Source organism: Chlamydia buteonis, assembly GCF_900634605.1.
Taxonomy (GTDB): domain Bacteria; phylum Chlamydiota; class Chlamydiia; order Chlamydiales; family Chlamydiaceae; genus Chlamydia; species Chlamydia buteonis.
In genome coordinates this window covers 741,522-762,379 of sequence record NZ_CAAAFM010000001.1, presented here as the reverse complement: position 1 = coordinate 762,379, position 20,858 = coordinate 741,522, and the positions used below count along the sequence as shown (strand labels likewise).

Here is a 20,858-nt window from a genome sequence, read left to right as displayed (position 1 = left end):
TCTCGAATTCTTTGAGGATGAGCATCTTCCAAAGAACGTCTTGTATTCATCTTGATTAATTTCAAAAATTCTTCTATGGAGTAAAAGGCTTTTCTCTATTTCCCTCCCCTAAGCAAAAAACATTCTGAAAATATACATTTGAAATAACGTATGACGCAAAGACCGAATCTATGGATTTTTTGCTGCTGTGCTATGTCCTATCTGTGTTTTAACACAGCAGACTCTGCTGAGTTAAAAACACTCTCCTCTGCTGATAACTTTAACGGCACAAAAGCGGCTTTCTCTATTAAATCTTCTGACAACGATCAAGGTACCACGTATATCTTATCCGATGACATTTTAATACAAAACGTGGCTGCTACCACACCACGCAATTCTAGCTGTTTTAAAAACACCAAAGGAGACCTAGTCTTTAACGGGAATAACCACAGTCTGACCTTCGATAGAATTACTATAGAAAGCGAGGGGAAAATGATTTTTCATGATGCGGAAACCTTCTGTATACTTTCGTGCTTTTCTCATCTTAAGTTTTTGGAACCGACAAGCTCAAGAAAAGGGAAAAGTGCCATTGTCTCTAAAGGAGCTCTCATGTTTCGATCCAATCATACGGTTACCTTTCAAGGATGTTACTCATCGAATAAAGGCGGGGCTATTTGCTGCATCCCGAATCAAGGTTCACAACGCCCTTCTTCTCTAAGCTTTTATAGAAATCGGGGAATAACATTCTCCAATAATAGGTCAGTACATGGTGGTGGGGCCATCTATGCTAAAGAGTTGATTATAACAGCTATGGGGCCTACCCTATTCATCGATAACATAGCTTCTGGAAATCAAGACTCACGTCCTGGTGGTGGGGCTATTGCTATTGCTCCCCAAGGAGAGTTAGGGCTGTTTGCTGAAGAAGGTGATATTATCTTCGCCGGGAATAGTACAGTAAGAGGAAATCATATCGAAAAAAATGCTATCCATTTAGAAGCTGCCGCCTTCATAAGCCATATAGGCGCGAAAGCAGGTAGATCCGTGCAATTTTATGATGCTATTACTTCAACATCTTCATCCCCTGTACCCCTGCTTATCAATCAAATCCCGGGTGGTGATATACATCACGGCACAGTAGTGCTCGCTTCGACAAATTGTCATTATTCCTGTTCTAGTCTAGAAGCTGTACACATGAGCAGAATCTTACAAGACGTTATATTAGCAGGAGGCACTCTCAATTTAAGCAGCGGTGTGATTCTTGGAGTTTTAAACTTTGTCCAGCGGCCTAATACAACACTGATTCTAGATCATAGCACTATGATGAGAATACAGGAAAACGCTGAATTCTTAAACATTACCATACCGTTAAAACTCACTGAGCTAAACCCTCGACCAGAGAATTCAAAAATAAAATACGACTCATTATCCACTCGAGAACCCGCACAAGTGTTTCTTTTGTCAAGAGATAAACAGCTATCTTTATCAGGCTCTATCAATATCGATGTTCAAGATATGGATTTTTATGAAAATAGAGAATTAGCCAAGTCTCTTATAATTCCTCTAATTACAATCGACGCTCAAGAATTAGAAAATTCACACATCGAAGTGGATCATCTTAATGTTCCAACCGAACCTTACGGATATCAAGGATCTTGGAATCTTGAATGGGTAGAAACCCCGTCAAAACAGTTAAATCCTCGTACAGTATCAAATGCAATAAAATTAGGACAACTTGTATGGACGCCAAACGGCTACCGTCCTCGCCTCATAGATTGTCAAGGAAACTCCCTAGTTCCCAACAGCCTATGGAACGCCTTTGTAGATATCCGTGGAATCCATAATCTTATGGACACTGTCTCCGACGGCAGCTTATACCGTAATGGACTTTGGGTATCAGAAATTTCTCGCTACTTCCATAAGGACCATCATAAAGACAACCGAGGATTTCGCCATACTAGTGGTGGCTATGCTTTAGGGCTCTCACAACAAACCCCGACCAAAGATATCTTCTCGATAGGATTCTTCCAAATGTTTGGGGTTTCTAAAGATGCATCCCTAGCAAAAAACCATGAAAATATTCTTGCAGGATCTGTTTATCTCCAACATAGCATACCTATAAAACCTATTTTAAATTGGTCTTTAGGGAACTTTTTTGTTCGTCCTGAGTTTGTATCTAAAGTTTCTTCAGATCTCCCTCTAATTTTGACTGCCCAAGCAACTTATAGTCATAGTAAAAATACTCTCACAATCAATCGTAAATCCTCAGAAACTGCCCATGGGTATTGGAATACTCATTGTGTAGGTGCAGAATTTGGGTCATCTTTGTCCTTTGAATTCCATGAAGAACATAATCTGTTCCAACATATACTTCCCTTTATGCATCTTCAGGCAATCTATGCCTACCAAAGAAAATTCCAAGAAGAAGGAGTGAAAAAACATACAATTACCAGTAGCACATTAGCGAATCTATCTTTACCTATCGGTATTCGTTTAGAAGGTCATGCCTCTCATTACCCTGTTTTCTATACAGCTTCCGCAGCGTTTATCTCGGATCTATATCGCAAAAATCCTTATGCCACAATTACAGCTACCTATGACCCCTTCGCTACATGGAAAACCTCAGGAACAAATCTCTCACGACAAGCTTTATCAGCACAACTTTCTGTACATTGTGCTATTTTAGATAACATCTCCCTATTTTCAAAATTCTGCACAGAATTACGCAAATCATCGCAATACTATTCAGGAGATATCGGTAGCCAATTTCTATTTTGACATTTAGACGGCAAATTCTAAGAAATCCAGGAAGCTTATGAAAAAATAGCTTTCTGAATTTCTTTCAGACAAGCGGATCTAATAACATCACACAAACTGTTAGAAAGAGTTGTAAAGTTCTTAATCACAGTCTTTTCTTTACAATTTTCTGCCTGCCCTATTGTTTTTTTTATGCTTTTTGTTTATTAGCAAAATCAATCTTGTTGCATCCTATCTAGCAAATGAAAGCGTCTTTCCGTAAGTTCTTAGTTTCTACAACGCTGACTCTTCCTTGTTCATTCCAAGCATTTTCTTTGGAAATTGTAGTTCCTAGCGGAACTTATGATGGCTATCTTAGAGACACGTTTCCCTACACGATTACGTCAAATCCAGAAGGAACAACAGCGATCCTGTCAGGGGACCTAAATATTTTAAATATTGACAACTCCATGGCAGCAACACCCTCAAGTTGCTTTTTCAATTCCGCTGGATCCATGACCATTGTCGGGAAAGGCCATGATTTAACTTTTACTGATCTTCGCACATCCGTAAACGGTGCTGCTTTAAGCTCTATTCCTTCGCAAAATCCTGAATCGCTCTCCTATACTATCACAGGGATCAAGACCTTCTCTTGCTCTAACTGTGCAGCATTAATAGCTCGTTCCGATACAAGTACTATACTTTCCCCTAAAGGAGGTGCGGTATATTCTAAGGCGCCTATATTCTTCAAAGACATCCAAAACGCAATATTTAAGAATAACCGCGCAGGAGATAATGGCGGAGCTTTATGGGGACAAGTGGTTGACATTAACAATGTAACAAAATCACTACAGTTTCTTAGTAACGTCGGTGCTAACGGAGGTGCTGTAGGAGCTTCCACAAGTCTGAATGTTACGCGTTGCCCATCAATTCTTTTTAGATCCAACTCCGCAGAAAATCTCGGTGGCGCTATCCACTCCGTGAATCCACCAACTCCGCCACCCCCACCGCCTCCTGGAAATGGGGCTATAAACACTGTTGTCAACTTTTCAGACAACGGCTCTGTACAATTCGATGCTAATAACGCTAAATCTGGCGGAGCTATTTACTCTAAAGGGAATATCAACTTCTCCAACAACTTACAATTGATTATGCAGAACAATTCTGCATCTCCTGAAATCGGGGAGAGTTTTGCATTATTAGGACAAGGAGGAGCAATTTATTGTGTCAAGGCAACTGCACCGATAATGAAAACATTTAAAGCTGGAGCAGCTCCCACCGACTTCACAGGGTTAACTATATCGAACCAACATGATATCTTCTTTGCTAATAACTGCGCGGAAAATGAAGGCGGGGCTATTTATGGAGAAAAAGTTAGCATTACTTCTTCAGGGAAAACGGTGTTTACCAACAATACCGCAAAAGATGGTGGAGCTATCTATATTGCTGCTGACGGAGAGCTCAGCCTATCCGCTGACTACGGCGATATGACTTTCTACGACAACCTAAAAAACAATAATGGATCTACCGAAAGAAATGCCATTACTCTAGGTAAAGGAGCTAGCATTAAATTGCTTGCTGCTTCTGGAGATCATAAACTCTGTTTCTATGATCCTATTGTAACTACTATTCCTGAACAAGCTCCCAACGGTGATAATACTCTAACTATTAACCCGGATAGAGGAAAGTCTGCTCCCTTTACTAATTATATTGGAACAGTTCTCTTTTCTGGAGCTCAAGCAAACTCCACAGAAAATGCTTCCAACGCATCAACTATTTATCAAAAAGTCATTCTAGGTGGTGGGAAACTCGTCTTAGCAGATAAGGCTAGCCTATCTGTGGTTTCCTTTGAGCAACAATCTGATTCTATCCTCCTCATGGATGCTGGGACCGTATTGTCAACTACCAATAACTCCCATGCCACTCCTGATAAAAAAGCTGCCGTTGTTATGGCTACTGCTGAGATTCCCAGAGCTATCTCTACTCTAGCCAATCAACCCAATACTGACGGATCGATCTCAATAACGGATCTGCATATCAATCTTGGTTCGCTGACACAAGCTGGAGAAGGAGCTAAAATCGATGTAAAAGGTACGAATGGCACCATTACTCTAAGCGGATATATTTCTTTAGACGATGTTTTTGGGAACGCTTATGAAAATCATGATTTATTTAATCAAAACACTGTCACGCTTCCAGTCCTTTCTCTATCCACAGCAGGTGAAAGTAAAATAACGAACAGCTCTTTCCAACTTACCCCAAGAGGGGATGCAGATCCTCAATATGGGTACCAAGGCTCGTGGAAACTTAATTGGGAAGACGGGGCAAATGGAGATGCCAATAAAAAGAAAGTATTAAAAGCCACTTGGACAAAAACAGGATTTGTCCCTTCCCCTGAACGTCAAGCTTCTTTAGTTCCTAATAGCTTATGGGGAGCCTTCATCGATCTACGTTCTATGAATGCGCTAGCTACAGCAAGCTGTGATGGCTTTGGCTATGGTAAAGGATTATGGGTAGCGGGAATTTCTAACGTTTTCCACCACGATCGTAATTGTGTATCTCATGGGTTCCGCCGTATTAGTGGTGGCTACGTCATTGGAGCAAACTCACAAACATTATCAGATTCTGTATTTGGAGTAGCTTTTTCTCAGGTATTCGGAAAGTCTAAAGACTACGTGGTCTCCACAACAAAATCGCAAGCCCTAGTAGGTAGTGCTTACCTCTCTATAAAACGCCCATTAAGCAACACGATCTTCACAACGTTCGCTGCAAGAATCAACTACAGCCATACTAATGAAGATATGAAAACACGCTATACCTTCGTTCCTGAAGAAAGCGGTAATTGGGATAACAATTGCTGGTTAGGAGAAGTAGGTGGGAGCTTGCCTATTGTTTTGACAACCACTAAATTACATCTAAATCAATTCGTTCCTTTTGTGAACGTTCAGATTGGTTACGCGGAACATGGATCCTTCAGAGAAAAACTAGCTGAAGCAAGATCTTTCTGTTCTTCTCGTTTAATTAACCTAGCGATTCCTTGCGGTTTTAAAATAGATAGACGTTCTCACTCCTACCCGGACTTCTACAGCTTAGCTGTATCCTATGTCCCCGATGTGTGGAGGAGAAATCCCGGATGTACAACTTTATTACTAGCAAACGGAGCTAGGTGGAAAACCCCTGCGACAAACCTTGATAGACAAGGCCTGTTAATAGAAGGATCTACCCACACAGCTGTAAACAATAATATTGAAATCTTTAGCCATGGTAGTTGCGAACTGCGTAAATCTTCTCGCAACTACAATATAAATATAGGAAGTAAATTTCGATTCTAAATATTACTAACGATAGGGTTGAGGCATGCCTCTTTCTTTCAGATCTTCTCCTTTTTGCTTTTTGGCTTGCTTATGCAGCTCTGGGTGGGTTGCTGCCCAAACCATAAATCAAACTAATCTTACGCCTCCTTTGTATGATATAGGAGAAGCTTTTTACCTTACTTCTAATTGTTTCATCGAAGATGTCTATGGAGCTAAGTTCCCTTCATCTTTCTTAGGATCGAGTTCGAACCTTACCATATTTGGGAAACAGCGTTCATTAACATTTTCGCAATGTCATGCTCCTGCAAAAGAAAGTGCTTCGTTAATCTCAGCTGCATATACTCTCACCTTATCTAATCTTTCTAAGCTTGTACTTAATGAAAACATCTCTACAGGAAAGCATGGGCTTATTTCAGGAAAAGATATCTCGATTACCTCATCAAAAACGGTAACCGTTACCAATAACAGAACCCCCTATACTCCTGTATTTACTGAATCTGAGCCTGCTTCAACTACAGTAAACTGTTTTTGTGGTTCCGCAGTTCATACAACCACAAGCTTAAATATTACGAAGATTCGTAATCAAATTACCTTTGGCAGCAACTCAGGGAATTTTGGAGCAGCTCTCCTTAATGATACAAGCGCGTCATGCAATATCGAAAATAACTCTGCTGCTATCTCGTTTTCTCAAAACTTTGCTGCTTGCGGCGGTGGAGCTATTTACGACGGAACTGTCACATTTAAGAATAACTCTGGTCCCATTACCTTATCAGGAAACACCGCAGCAAATGGTCTGCTATCTAGAACTCCAAAACCTCCTAAAGACATAGGTTCAGGTTGTGGAGGAGCCATTTGTGCACCAACAAAATCAGTTTCCTTTGTTGATAATACTGGCGGTTGTGACATAAGCAATAACCTTGCTCAAAAAAATGGTGGGGCTATTTACGCAACCACATGTAGCTTTTCAAATAACTCCCCTACATATATCACGAAAAACTCCGCTAAAGAAAATGGTGGAGCCATTTGTGCGAAAGTCCTGACGATAAACTCTCAGGGCCCTTTGGTGTTCTTCAATAACAGAGCACAAAAAGGTGGGGCTATTTATATAGATTCCGCTGTTGGGAATTCCTCTGAGCCTTCAGAGTCTACTTTAAGTTTAACAGCAAAATCTGGGGATATGGTCTTTATCGGCAATATGCTCGATAGCCGTCCAGGAGTACATAACGCCATCCATGTCGAAGGGAATAGTAAGATCACGGCTCTTAATGCTTCCGGAATTTCCAACCTGATCTTTCATGATCCTATCACAAACTTAGGAACTGCAGGAGGAGGTCGTAATGGTACACAATTAAATACCATTATTGTTAATGCGCCCGGTTATTCTGGATCAGTAAAATTTACATCAGAAAATCTGACCATATCGGAGAAGTTAAATCCTGCAAATACGACTTCATCTCTTTTCGGAAAGGTAGTTATCCAAGACGGACAGCTTATTGTAACTAATAACGCTAAGCTCAATGTGCTTGGTTTAACTGCGGGAACAGGAAGATTAACTTTAGGTTCTGGGGCTAGTATTGGGTTACTATCCCCAACAGGGAGCAATCCAACTCCTGAAGACTTTACCATTAGCAAATTAGGGTGCGATGTACAATCCTACCTAACTCCTGACTTTTCTCCGGCTAAGGTAACTACATCAAATAGCAAGACAATCACGTTATCAGGTTCCCTAGATCTAGTCTCTGAAAATAATGCTGAGCTGTATGACAATCCCCTATTACAAGGTGCCTTATCGATTCCTTTTGCCACCTTTACAAGCAATGGCGGGGATCCAACAAAATCTGACTTCCCTGGGGGGACTCTCGCTGTTCCTCAACATTACGGCTATCAAGGAATTTGGTCATCCTCATGGACAGTACCTATACTTGCTCCTACACCTAGTGGCGGCATTCCTTCAGGGACGAATAATCGTACTCTTTATGTTGTGTGGAGACCGGAACCAACGCATCGTGCTCCCTATATTTTAGACCCCGAACGTCGTGGTGAACTTGTATCTAATACGCTGTGGACGTCCTTCCTAGCAACTCAAGTATTTTCAGAAGCTTTAGAAGAAACTTTCCTAAGTCAACACGAAGGTGTTCTTGTTTCTGCTAAGGCTATCGGCAATTATATCCGCCAACCTATACAAAAGTTACACGAAGGCTTCAAAGGGAGGTACGGGGGGTATCAAGCCTCTATCGGAATCAACTATCCTGATGAGGTTTCTATAGGACTCGCTTTTGGTCAACTTTATGGTCAAGTAAAGAGTAAACCTTACGATACGCATAGCACAGAGCAAATAAGTTTATTCGCTTTCTTTGGAAAGTTTCTAGTTGCTACGGAAAATACAGCTACGAATATCTCCTGGGAAGCTGCATACGGTTACGCAGTAAACCATATGAAAACAAACTATCTAAATCCCATCACCCAAAGAACTAAAAAATCTAAAGGGCGTTGGCATAACAATACCTATTACGCTTCAGTATCTGTAGAACATCCGTTCTTAACCTGGTGCACACTCACGCGTAAGGTCGCTCGTGATTTTGATTTTTCTGGATTTATATCTGCAGAGTTTATGGGTGGTTGGCAAAATGCATTTGCAGAAAAAGGAGCTCTACCACGGAGTTTTTCCAGAGGTCGCGGTCATAACATCACCCTACCCATAGGATTCACTTCAGAATGGCATACACCTTTTAGAAAAGCTCCTTCAACACTTACATTAAAACTCGCTTACAAGCCTGATGTCTATCGTGTGAATCCTCATAACGTAGTCACCATCCTAGCAAACAACGAAAGCATTCCTATAACAGGAGCGCCTATTTCCCGTAACGGATTCTATCTACAGATGCATGACAGTGTAGAACTTTCCGAACATACAACAGGATTCATAGACTATGTCTTTGATTCAAAAAAATCCTACGCAAGCCATCGTATCGTAACAGGTTTGCAAGGAAAATTCTAAATCAGCTACCGAGAGAAATTTTCTTTGCCCTAGGGAAATTTCTCTCCTTTTTTTGCAAAACTCCTTCTGTACATAACCCTATCTTAGGGGAATATCCTAAACGATTTCCAAGGGCATATTCTCTACATTTACACACGTGCATCACCTAACATCTGAAAGTTCTTTTAGCCATGCAACCACTTGTTTGAGATGAAAACGATGATGAGCTGAAATCAATTTACATCTAAAAACCAAGGTACTTTTAAATTGACTTACGTATTGCAACTTAAAAAACCTTAATAAAGGAAGCCGCTTAGAAGAAACAAAATATAATCTATATATTCCCAAAATGTTTGGTTATCTGTAGATTATTTAAGATAAATCCCCCAGAACTAACGCAACTATCCAAGGGGATAATGTTTATAATTTACATAAGCCCCGAGAGAATGATTATGGGATCTAAAATCACAAAATACTTAATATCTATTAGTCTTACTTGCGCATTATTCACTGCTCTATACGCTGATGACGCATCTCAAACTTCTGAAAATCAACCAACTAAAGACATACAAATAAAAACAGATCACAAAGGTGATTTCGTAAGCAATATCTTTTGGCAATCTACCTACGCAACAGTATCTGGAATGAATGCTTCTAGGGTATCTCTAGAATCTCTGAGCGATACATCTTTTTATTTTGATATTGAAGGAGGCGTATTAGGTCTTTGTCTGTACCAACAAAATATCGAAGAAAAGCTAGGATTCCATATGGATGGGGCAGGATACTACACGGGAATCTCTTTTGGATCGCCTTCTCTGTACAAAATTGGCTTTAAGTGTGTAGCTCAGCACGCTAATGCCAAGGCAAACGTTGGTTATAATGAAGTAGCAACAGATTACCTATCCTTAGGAAGTCACTGGCAAGTACACTGTTTCCGAGGGAAACTCATCCTAACAGGAAATTACCTCTATACCCAAGGAAATCATCAGATAAATCACACTCATCGTAAGCTTTTAGGAGCTTGTTATGGTTCCTTCGAAAGTCAAACGGTAGGAAGTTCGCTTGCCTGCTACTTCCCTCTAAAAGCTAGAACAAATAATCGCCTCACCGTCACACCTTTTTTCTGCTATCAAGCTTTTATCTCTAAGCAGGGTAACTTCAAAGAAAAAGGCGCTCGGATACGTACTTTCGCAACAACTGAAGATCTTGTTGATGTTAGCTTACCCTTCGGATTACACAATACACTAGTCTTCCATGGATGTTGTCCATCAATTTGGGAATTAGAAGTTGCTTATAAACCTACTGTGCTCCGACAGACCCCTTTAGTTGGTTCGGTATTAGTTGCGGATAACGGCATTTGGATTTCTTCACCTACAGAAGTCAGCTACCACGCATTTTCTATAAATCTCAAAAATGACATCCGACTACTGAAACACCTACATATAAACTGCAACTACCAGTGTGATATCTCCTCGTCTACATGTAGCCATTATCTACTCGCTGGGGGGAAACTCTCCTTCTAAAGTCTCTATAAACTCTAAAAAATACAAAATCTTTAGCCTGCATTGAAAAATGCAAATGCAGGCTGTCTAAACAAGTTTGTTTGTCATAAAACAAACTTTTTTGTTTTTAATTTACGCTTAAAAAGCCACCTCGGGACAATTAAGCTCTCTTTTTTATATCAGGAGCTTTTTCAGAGTGTAGAGACCTTTCCATACCATTCTGAAAATTCCTGGTTACTATGTCTTCATAAAAAACTAGACAATCTTACATTGATTGAAGTATAGGGGGGAATGTGTGTGGTCTCTGATCCTTGTTGTCCCAGTATGTACCCCTATCCCCGTTCTTTATTTTACTTGATTAGTTTTAGTCTTTGCTCCTATAAGCTCTCGTGTCTGGCTAAGGAGAAAACAATCCGTTCTTTCCATAGTACCTTAGAATCCGGATACAATTATCCGTCATCAATACCTCTCGGAATTGATGATATTACCAACCCGCCTGTTGTAAACCATGGCCTTCTTCATGATGAGCAGACTGACATAGACATCTCAGGCCGAAAGTATTTTTACATCAATAAGCAATACTTTAAAACAAAGGGGGGCGCGGTTACAGCTAAAACTCTGAATATCTCTAAAAATACCGGGCCTATAATATTTCGAGAAAATAGTTCTAACAATAATGGAGGGGCTATAGCCTCTATAAACTGCAATATTACTGATAATAAACAACGATGTTGCTTTATCAAAAACGTAACTATTGTAGATGTCTTATCCTCACCAACCACTCGGTCTGGAGGTGCTATCCAGTGTTCTCAACTCGTTATCTCTAATAATCAAGGTCCCTGTGAATTCTTAAATAATACCACCACGCTAACAGGGGGGGCTATTGCTTCTGATAACGTGCATATTACCAATAATTACGGCACAATCATTTTAAACAGTAATAAATGTATAGCGGACATAGGTTCAGGGGGGGGAATCTATGGTGCGAATTGCTATATCACCTCGAATCATGCTCCCATAATATTTCACAACAATCAATCCGGTCATGGCGGTGGTATTTATTTAAGCGGAACTTGTAATATTACCCACAACACAGACGTCGTAAAATTCCTCTGCAACTCGAGCTTATTTCAACAGTTTCGAGAGAATTATAATTATGGTGGGGGAGCTATTTGCTGCGTCTCTTGCAATATCACTAATAATTCTAAGGGAGTAATTTTTCAGAATAATGTTGCACGACGCAATGGCGGCGCCATTCATACTCAAAATCTTACGATTCAAGATAATGGTCCCGTCTTATTTTTAAACAATACCTCACATTGGGGTGCTGGCCTTCAAAATCATGGATCCACCTCTAAATTTTACTTATCAGCAGATCAGGGAGACATTGTATTCAAAAGAAATATATCTATAAAAAATGATTCTAGAAACTCCCTACACTCAACTCCTCAATTAAATTTACAAATAGGTGCAAGACAAGGCCATAGTGTCAAATTTTATGACCCCATTGAAAATGAACACCCTTCGGATACAGTCTTAATATTTAATCCTGAAAGTTATCACTCAGGGACAGTGTTGTTCTCAGGATCTGATGTCTCTCCAAGTGAAAGTAGTAATGCAAATAATTACACCAGTCTTATACAAAATACTGCGAAGATAGCTTATGGTACGGTTGCTTGTGAAGATAAAGCTATCTTAAGGGTTTATAAAATGACCCAGGAGCAAGGCGTTCTACGCTTAGGCAACGGTGCAGTAATTAGCACAAACGTAAATGCAACATCAAAACATACAGTTGGTTGCACTCTAACTCTTTCCCGACTAGCTTTAAACCTTCCCTCTATTCTTGTTCAAGGAGCGCAGGCTCCCAAAATTTGGATCTATCCCAATGCTGACAGCAGCAACGGGAGAATCTCATATACCGAAGATAACAACCCCACTGTGACACTTTCGGGGCCTCTCCTTCTCCTCAATAGCGATAATGAGGATCCTTATGATTCCTTAGATCTTTCCAGTGGCATTACGCGTATCCCTTTCCTTTATCTTTGCGACAATACAAATAAAAAAATTGATATCGAAAACCTAGACATCGAAGCTATTAATGAAAAACAACACTATGGTTATCAAGGAATTTGGTCCCCCTATTGGGAAGCATATACAACAGTAACAAATTCAGCATCGGCTCAAACAGCAAATACAGGTCATAGGTACCTCTACGCAGATTGGACTCCAACAGGATACATTCCTAACCCAATATATCATGGGGATCTTGTCGCTAATGCCCTTTGGCAATCAACTTACAACGTTATCACAGGACTGCATACTTTAGAAAACTTCCCTAACGTAATACCAAATAGAGAAATCTCTGGGGGTGGTTTAGGGGCTTATGTCTCACAAAAGACACGCAACTCTCATGAGGGATTTCAGTTATTCTCTAGAGGGTATTCGACAAAAGCAGCAGGATCTACGGAAACAAAACATAATTTTGCTTTGAGCTTCGCTCAATTCTACAGCGAAATAAGAGAATCTAAACTCAAAAACAAAATCTCTTCCAACTGTTACTTTACTGGAGCGCAGTTGCAGATCCCTCTATTTGATGAAAGTATTCTCACATCTGCTTCCCTGGGTTATGCCTATTCTCATAGTCGCGTAAAAACAAAACACCAAACACTCAACACTGTTTCTGAAGGTCATTTCCATGGCCATACTATAGGAAGTGAAATCTGTTGCATGCTTCCAGAAGGTGATTTGTCTCATTTGCAATTCCGCCCCTTCATAAAAGCTCTTGGCATTCATGCTATTCAGGAAAGTTTTAAAGAAACTGGGGAGCAAATCCGTAGTTTTGAAACAAAACATCCTTTAATCAATGTTTCTCTTCCTATAGGCATCTATTGTCACGCACAACATGAAGCTAATCTAACAACTGATTGGAAATTTCAACTTGCTTATACACCAACAATCTACAGGCAAAAACCTAAAATTACCACGACACGATTGATAAGTAACGGCTCATGGACAACTTCTGGAACACCTGTAGATTACCATGCAGGCTCGGTAACAATAAACAACACCACAAGCTTCTTGAACAAGATCAGCTTGAGCATCAATTACCGAGGTGATTTTTCAAAATCTACATTATGCAACTTCTTAAACATAACAAGTGAATTACAATTTTAGACTTAGAAAATAAGTATCTCTATGGAAATCAAATCATCTACTCTCTTAAGCGCTTATCTTCTTTCCTCTCTCTTGTCTTGTTTACCGCTATCCTCAGAAGCCTATATAAAAGAACCGGATTTTTTGCTTCCCCGATGTTTCGGATACGAACAACTGCTCTCTCCGGACATATTTTCTGACACCCTAGAAGCAGAAAACACTCTAAATGGTCTAAGATATTCTTCTAGTGATTTTATCATTGAGAATTATAACAACATTACCTGTTCACAACAGATAAGAAGTTCAGACGGGGCGGTTTTTAATGGATCGTCTTTTACTTTAAAAAACAATAGCGGCGATATAAAATTTATTGATAACATTAGCAGTCAGAAAGGAGGTGTTATTTATACTACGGGGAACTGTAGTATTACTGAAAATACATCACGACAATTCTTCGTGAATAACCTAGCTTTACCTAAATCTGATGAGAATGATTTATCTTCAAATTTCGGTGGCGCTATATGTTGTAATAGATTTGAATTAACTAAAAATTGTGGTCCCATTTGCTTTGCCTATAATATAGCACGAATAAGAGGCGGGGCTATTTCTTCTAATTCCTCATTGAAAATAAGCGAAAACTCTTCGCCTATTTTATTCATGAATAATTTCTCTTTTTATCTCTCCGCAACCTCCACACAATCTCAAGGTGGCGCCTTCTACTGTCAAAATTGTGAAATCTCAGGAAACTCAGCCCCCCTATACCTAATTTCTAACTCTTCTACTCTTGGAGGTGCCTGTTATATCCACTCCACTTGTGAAATTAAAAACAACACGGATGTGATTTTCTTTGCGAATAACGCTAGTTCATGTGAAACCAATTACGACGGTCTCGATTTTAGCTCCGGGGGAGCGATTACTTGTATGACATTAAAAATAGTAGATAATCCTGGTCCTATTGGCTTCAGCAACAACACTGCAGACCGCAACGGCGGAGCTTTATGTTGTACTAATTTAACGATTAGAAATAGCGGCCCTATTCAATTTACTAATAATCAAAGTAAATGGGGGGGGGCTATACTCATCAGAAGAGACGGATCTTGCAATATATCAGCAGATAATGGTGATATTCTCTTTGCAAATAACTCTTGTATTGGTGACACGGAGTTGTTCAGGAACACTATACACTGCACCCCAGGGGTAACATTAAAAATGGGTGCAAAGAAAAACTATGCTCTGAAGCTCTATGACCCTATCGAATGCGGCTATACATCACCACAAGTGGTTTTCAATGAGCAAGATGACCAACAAGGAACTGTTCTCTTTTCATCAAAGTTCCTTCCCGATTCTCTCAGAGATAGAAAGAATTATACCAGCTACATATCCAATCCTCTAGAAATTAAAAACGGTATCTTGGCTGTTGAAGACGGCGCTTGTCTTGCCGTTTATAAAATTACTCAAGATAAAAGTATTTTACGTCTCGGCAATAACGCAGGAATCCAAACTAGTAAGGTAGCTACAAGTCAAGTGGGACTACGCCAAGCAGATCCAGGAGAAAGAGAATCCGAGGCTGGCTCGGGACCGACATCATCACCTCAGCCTCCTGCAGAACCAGAGCCACCACAAGAACCACCTCTACCACATGTGGGTTCTGACCTCCAAATTAAGAGTCTTGCTTTAAACCTCCCTTCGCTTTTACAAAAAGGTGCTCAAGCTCCAAAAATTTGGGTTTATCCTGTGGATACTGTTACAAACAATATAACCAAGTACTCTGAAGACCCAAGTTCCTCAGTAACGATTTCAGGGCCCTTGCTGCTTCTTGATAGTACTAATGAAGACCCTTACGACTCTCTAAATCTATCTAATGGGATCAACCGGATTCCTTTCTTGTATCTTTGCGATAACAAAGACAAGAAAATTACAATTACAGATTTGGACATCCAGGCTATTAATGAAAAACAACATTATGGCCATCAAGGGATCTGGTCCCCGTATTGGGAAGAATACACAACTGAAACAAACGGGACCTCTCCTGAAACCACGAATACAAGTCACCGATATCTTTATGCGGATTGGACCCCGACCGGCTATATCCCTAATCCCAAGTATACAACCCCGCTAATTGCTAACGCCCTCTGGGGAACTTTTTATACTACTGTTTCGGGACTACGTACCCTCCCTTCTCCAACTACAGGGCCTATTTATTCAGCACTGGGGGGTCAGGGCGTAGTCATGGCTATTCACCAAGACAACCGCTTAGGCGTTTCAGGATTCCGGATGGAATCCGCAGGATACTCTGCAGGGACAGTAGTAACAACAAAAAACAACCAGCAGATTGCCGTATCATTTGCTCAGCAATATGCTCATATAAAAGAAAAAAAGTCAGAAAATAAGCTCTCCTCGAAAAATTACTTCGGTGGAGCACTCATACGACTACCTTGGTTTGATGAGAGTATAATTACAACAGCCTCCCTAGCCTACAATTATGGGTCTCATACCGCGAAACATTGCTATGTGGAAGATAACAAAAACTCTGAAGGTGATTTCTATACTCACAGCTTTGCGGGAAGTGTACACTGCATCCTAAACCTCAACCCGATAAATAGAGACTTTTCCATAACTCCATTTATAGAAGTTCTTGCATTTAGAGCGACTTTATCTAGCTTCGTAGAACATGGAGATTTTCCAAGAGCATTCACCTTGAAGCGTCCATTGACGAATATCTCTCTACCCACAGGACTTATTATGCAATGGACACGTAACGCCCACCTTCCGACAATCTGGCAAGCTCAACTCGCTTATCAACCCGTCGTATTGAAACACTATCCCAAAGTATTAACAACACTCGTCGCAAGTAATGGGACCTGGCACTCCTTAGGCACTCCGACGACACGACATGCTTTTGCTTACAAACTAGGAAACGAAACTCAGATCTTCCCTTATCTGAAAATCTTTCTCAACTATCAAGGGGATATTTCCTCTTCTACTTTCTCTAATTACCTAAAAGTAGGAAGCTCTTTAATCTTTTAGAAATAAAAAAAATAAGGCTATAGACAAACTCTATAGCCTTATAGACATCTATTTGCGTCTGCTTCTTCTCCAGACACTCCCTAAACCATTTTGAAGCTGGCGCAGCAATTGCATAACCTGATTATTTCCATAAGGACTTGGGGGTGGTGTTTCAAGAGGAGGTAACGGCGGTAAAGGTCGATCCGCCATAGAGTGTCTCCCTTCTGCAATACCAAAATCTGCAGAACTAGCAGTTGTCCATACTCCTTCGCGAGTTCTGTCATTCTCCGCGATTAACATATCGAAATATGCTGCTGAGGAAACAGCAGCTAAAGCATTGCCAAATCCAGGAGTTACACCAAGAGCGTCACCCTCTCGCATAACATTCGGAATCATATAACCTTGCGCATCTTCTTCTGGAGCTCGGGTAGGAAAAGGCCTAGGAATATCATACAGACCCAAATCATTTCTTGGAGAGTCGTATATAGGAGAAGTTCGTGGCGTACTATATGACGACTCTTCCTGAGCATTGCCTTGTTGCCCACTCATATCCTCATAAACCGTATCTTCAACTAAAGGTACATTTTCAAGGCCCATAGGATGCATCGTTTGATAGACCAAATTCCCCTGCTGCGTTCTTGGTAGAAAATTTCTAGTGCTGATCTCCTCATACACATGTTCTACTACCTCTTCTTCTCGTTGATTCCTATCTTCTTCGAGTCCATTCCCAACACGAGTCATGTAGACAACTTCAGGACTTCCTGCCTCCCAAGCCTCTACTACACGCCTAGGGATAGCAACACTATCCTCATACGAATCTGAACTGCTCGAATCGGCATACTGACTAAGCAACTCTACTACTTCTTCAGGGAAATCATCATTGTTGACACGTACATGATAATGACCTTCTCTTAAAATGCCTTGACGCCTTACAAATTCGCCTAATGCTCTTAGACCAGTTCTTACTAAACGAGATAAACCAACTAAACTATTCCTGATCACAGTAAAGAGGTTTCTGATTCCTGAAAGGAGCATATCGAGAGCGCCACGAATGCGCTCTCTTAACTCGGGCGTTACATTTTCTGCAATCCCAGAATCAAACGTCAAACGCATATTATTTGCTTCTTCTAAGACTCTCTGTACTTCAGGGCTGACCTCGCCTAAAACACTATCGGCGTTATTTCCCGCGTCTATCATACTCAGAAGACATTCTTCAGACATTGGGGATAAGTCCTGATTACTATCTAAAAATCTAGCCTCTCCAAGTTGATCCGAATGTTTTGCCGAAGCCGTCGCATCAAAAGAACCACCCAGTAAGCTATATTTATCAGAAGGCGAAGTTGCTCCCGAAGCCATCATCTCCTTAATATAGCCTTCGTAAGTATCCCGATATTGCTTAAATAGAACACGCTCCTCTTCATTATCAGTGTCTTTCATCATCTTAGTAAACCTGTCAGCCATATCTCGCAATTCACCAAGACTCAAGCCGACTCTACCATCCACAGGCTCTTCTTGTTTCCTATTGGTGTAATCCCACCAACCACGAACACGCTTTGCTAATCCGTGAGTTCTTGAAGTCGTCGATGAAGATGCTAACTCTGAAGGACCCTCTACATCTACCAAATTCTCTGAAGCAACTTCTTCTAAATCTGCAATATCTGTGTCCCCTGAATCGATCCCTAACCCCAATCCCTGAGATTGAAAATGCGTTTGTACAGCTCTAGCCTCAGGAAGACGTTTACCATATTTTTTATAACCAGAAATGATCGGTTCAGAAATACCCATAACAGATTCCTTGCTTGATTTCCTTCCGAATATTCCCCTTACGGCACTCCACATACGTCCGAAGAACCCAGATTTGGTGCCGCCACTTTGTGAAACAGATGATCTCTCTTCGATTTCTTCAGGGCTGCGTACCTGAAAACCACTTTGCATTAATAATCGAGTTCTTTCTTCTATTGAGCTAGGGCCTGGTTCACCGGCATCATCTCCATCAACTATCTTATACCCTCCGAATTGACTCGAATCAGAACGCTTCTTATCATCATGATCAGGAGGAGGGATGTTTCTCGGTCCTCCACTACCTCCAATTCCGCTTACCCCCGCCATATGTACGCCTCTTTTAATATTAAAGATAAAAATAGATAATTATTATTCTAATTTTATCAACATTTAATTATTAAAAATAATAAATCGATGAATTTTCTTATAAATAGAAGAGAATGATCCATTTACAATACAATTAGATAAAGAGAAACTCGGGGGGAATTATACTAAAACCATATTTAGATAAGTATCTAGCTACCAAAAGCATTGTCAAAGGCATCTTCATCCCCTCCTCTATCCAAATCTATACCTAAATCTATATCATCTAAATTCGCATCGACGATGAGATCTCCTGTAGAAATCTGTATTTTTCCTGAGATATCGCTTAAATAGTCTCTGCGTGAGCGTAAACGCTCTCTTAACATCACCAGATGATTATAAAGCCATGCTGTGAACTTTTGTAAATACATAGCAACTCCTATTATCATCAAAGTAGATCCTATAGCCAATACTCCAGCAATAATCGGAGCTAAAGTGGGAATAAGAGTAAGAAGCATAATCCCTACCCCAGCAACGACAAAAATCCCAGCGACAATCACACTGTTTACACTGCGGCCTTTTTCAAAATTAGCGATTTCTTCACGGATAGCACGATCTGTCTCAAGGATTGTATCTTTTCCAACATGTACCCAAGCTTTATTAAGCTCTGCTTTAGAAAAACCTGCGCCACCAATTAGCTGTTTTTTAAATTGAGATTTTGCTTTGGCTTCTTTCCAACGGGCTTTAGCAATATGTAATCGGGTCTTGCATTGAAATACGTTATAAACCAAACCCGAAGAGGCCATGGGTAAAACAGTGGAAGCTACCGAAGATCCTACCGTAGCAATAAGGAGAACTTGTAATGCTGGCATACCTACAAATCCTGCAGCAACAACAGCGGCTAACCCAGCAAGCACTAGCAAAACAGAGAGAGCAAAAATCACTTTTTGTCTGGGAGTTAAAGATAAACGTTTATCTATTTCCTCAGCAGTAATTCTCTGATCCTCTATGATCTTTTCGGTTTTTACTAGGGTCGAGGACTCCTCTTCTATTTCTATATGTTTCTTGGTGATTTTTTCTAACGGCTCTTCGACAATCTCGTGAGTTCTAAGATCTTCATCACGAATATTCTTCAACCCTGTATCAAGGAAAAGCGCTTGATTTTTTTGAGAGTCTAAAAAATTCTTCCACTTTCCAATACTACTGTGCAATAACGTTTGTAAAACTAATCCTATTCCCATGGAAATCAAAGGAGGAGCAAGAACAATCAATGCTGTGGCAGGTGCACCTCCTAAAACTATAGTACCTACAATAGCAAGAGCAATCCCTAAAGCTGCAAAGCCAACACCCACGACTAAAAGACTCAGACTAATACGATGTAACTTCTTAGCCTCTTGCATAGTTTCTATACGTGTTAAAGGCTCTCCGGAAGCAGCCTTTTCAGAACGCGCAAATTTGATGTATAGATAATGTGTTAGGCTTGTAAAACCTGATTGGCTACCCTTAGAGTAGGCCGCTCCACCTAAGTTCCCTACAACGCCACCATAACCTCCCGGAATAAAATGAGCTCCTACCTTCATAGCTAATCCTAATCCGGTAAATCCCATTCCTATACCTGCGGCACTTTTTATCCTTTGTTTCTCGGACATTTTAGGAGCAAAAAGATCTCGAACCTTATTGACGATGTTTTTCATGACAGAAAAACCACCTAGAGAAACCCCAGCTAAAGCTATTGCCAATACAATACCCTGAGGCACTCCAGGAGCAATGCAAGTTAAAGCCACAACAACAATCACCATAGCTAACGCAAAGACCATCAATCCTGCTAATAACCCTACAGAATGAGAAAAACTCCTTTTATCTATAGCTACTTCATCAGAATGCAAAGCATCATGTAGAGGTACGCCTACCTGTTTATCCTGAGATATTTGAGAGAGACCTCTGGCCCCTAAAATCTCCAAACTTTTGTGATCATCGCCCGGAACTCTAGAAATCGACATAAATTAAAAAATAAAAATAAAATTCACTAATTAATTAATTATAATCACAAATCTAGATATCAAACATTGATCAATTTCATAAATAAATCGCAACAAAAATAAAGAAAAT

8 protein-coding genes are annotated in these 20,858 nt (G+C 40.3%); 6 read left to right on the top strand and 2 right to left on the bottom strand.

Annotation, left to right across the window (positions count from 1 at the left end):
• Window positions 1-201: 201 nt before the first annotated feature.
• The 6 genes from E1N70_RS03420 to E1N70_RS03395 all read left to right on the top strand — a co-directional run bounded on the left by E1N70_RS03420 (window position 202) and on the right by E1N70_RS03395 (window position 16,685).
• The gene (locus E1N70_RS03420; protein WP_131744159.1) at window positions 202-2,754 is read left to right on the top strand and encodes an autotransporter domain-containing protein; all 2,553 of its coding nucleotides are present in this window, start codon (window positions 202-204) and stop codon (window positions 2,752-2,754) included.
• Window positions 2,755-2,975: 221 nt separating this feature from the next.
• Window positions 2,976-6,044: a polymorphic outer membrane protein middle domain-containing protein gene (locus E1N70_RS03415; RefSeq protein WP_131744137.1), complete on the top strand. Its 3,069-nt coding sequence runs from the start codon at window positions 2,976-2,978 to the stop codon at window positions 6,042-6,044.
• A 25-nt stretch (window positions 6,045-6,069) separates the two neighbouring features.
• A complete protein-coding gene (locus E1N70_RS03410) occupies window positions 6,070-9,024 on the top strand; it encodes a polymorphic outer membrane protein middle domain-containing protein (RefSeq protein WP_131744136.1) in 2,955 nt (984 codons plus the stop codon).
• Window positions 9,025-9,455: 431 nt separating this feature from the next.
• A complete protein-coding gene (locus E1N70_RS03405) occupies window positions 9,456-10,526 on the top strand; it encodes an autotransporter outer membrane beta-barrel domain-containing protein (protein WP_131744158.1) in 1,071 nt (356 codons plus the stop codon).
• A 276-nt stretch (window positions 10,527-10,802) separates the two neighbouring features.
• Window positions 10,803-13,679, top strand: coding sequence for a polymorphic outer membrane protein middle domain-containing protein (locus tag E1N70_RS03400; RefSeq protein ID WP_131744135.1), 2,877 nt, complete (start codon window positions 10,803-10,805; stop codon window positions 13,677-13,679).
• Window positions 13,680-13,700: 21 nt separating this feature from the next.
• Window positions 13,701-16,685 carry a polymorphic outer membrane protein middle domain-containing protein gene (locus E1N70_RS03395; RefSeq protein WP_131744134.1) on the top strand — a complete coding sequence of 995 codons (2,985 nt, stop codon included), beginning with the start codon at window positions 13,701-13,703 and terminating at the stop codon, window positions 16,683-16,685.
• A 48-nt stretch (window positions 16,686-16,733) separates the two neighbouring features.
• Here E1N70_RS03395 and E1N70_RS03390 read toward each other — a convergent pair whose 3' ends face one another.
• A complete protein-coding gene (locus E1N70_RS03390) occupies window positions 16,734-18,773 on the bottom strand; it encodes a hypothetical protein (protein WP_131744133.1) in 2,040 nt (679 codons plus the stop codon).
• A gap of 188 nt (window positions 18,774-18,961) precedes the next feature.
• A complete protein-coding gene (locus tag E1N70_RS03385; RefSeq protein ID WP_131744132.1) occupies window positions 18,962-20,749 on the bottom strand; it encodes a hypothetical protein in 1,788 nt (595 codons plus the stop codon).
• Between the last annotated feature and the right edge of the window lie 109 nt (window positions 20,750-20,858).

Bases quoted from the DNA above. Each gene is read 5' to 3' on its own strand.
- E1N70_RS03390 (WP_131744133.1), bottom strand. From the start codon at position 18,773: ATGGCGGGGGTAAGCGGAATTGGAGGTAGTGGAGGACCGAGAAACATC.
- E1N70_RS03405 (WP_131744158.1), top strand. From the start codon at position 9,456: ATGGGATCTAAAATCACAAAATACTTAATATCTATTAGTCTTACTTGC.
- E1N70_RS03410 (WP_131744136.1), top strand. From the start codon at position 6,070: ATGCCTCTTTCTTTCAGATCTTCTCCTTTTTGCTTTTTGGCTTGCTTA.
- E1N70_RS03395 (WP_131744134.1), top strand. From the start codon at position 13,701: ATGGAAATCAAATCATCTACTCTCTTAAGCGCTTATCTTCTTTCCTCT.
- E1N70_RS03415 (WP_131744137.1), top strand. From the start codon at position 2,976: ATGAAAGCGTCTTTCCGTAAGTTCTTAGTTTCTACAACGCTGACTCTT.
- E1N70_RS03385 (WP_131744132.1), bottom strand. From the start codon at position 20,749: ATGTCGATTTCTAGAGTTCCGGGCGATGATCACAAAAGTTTGGAGATT.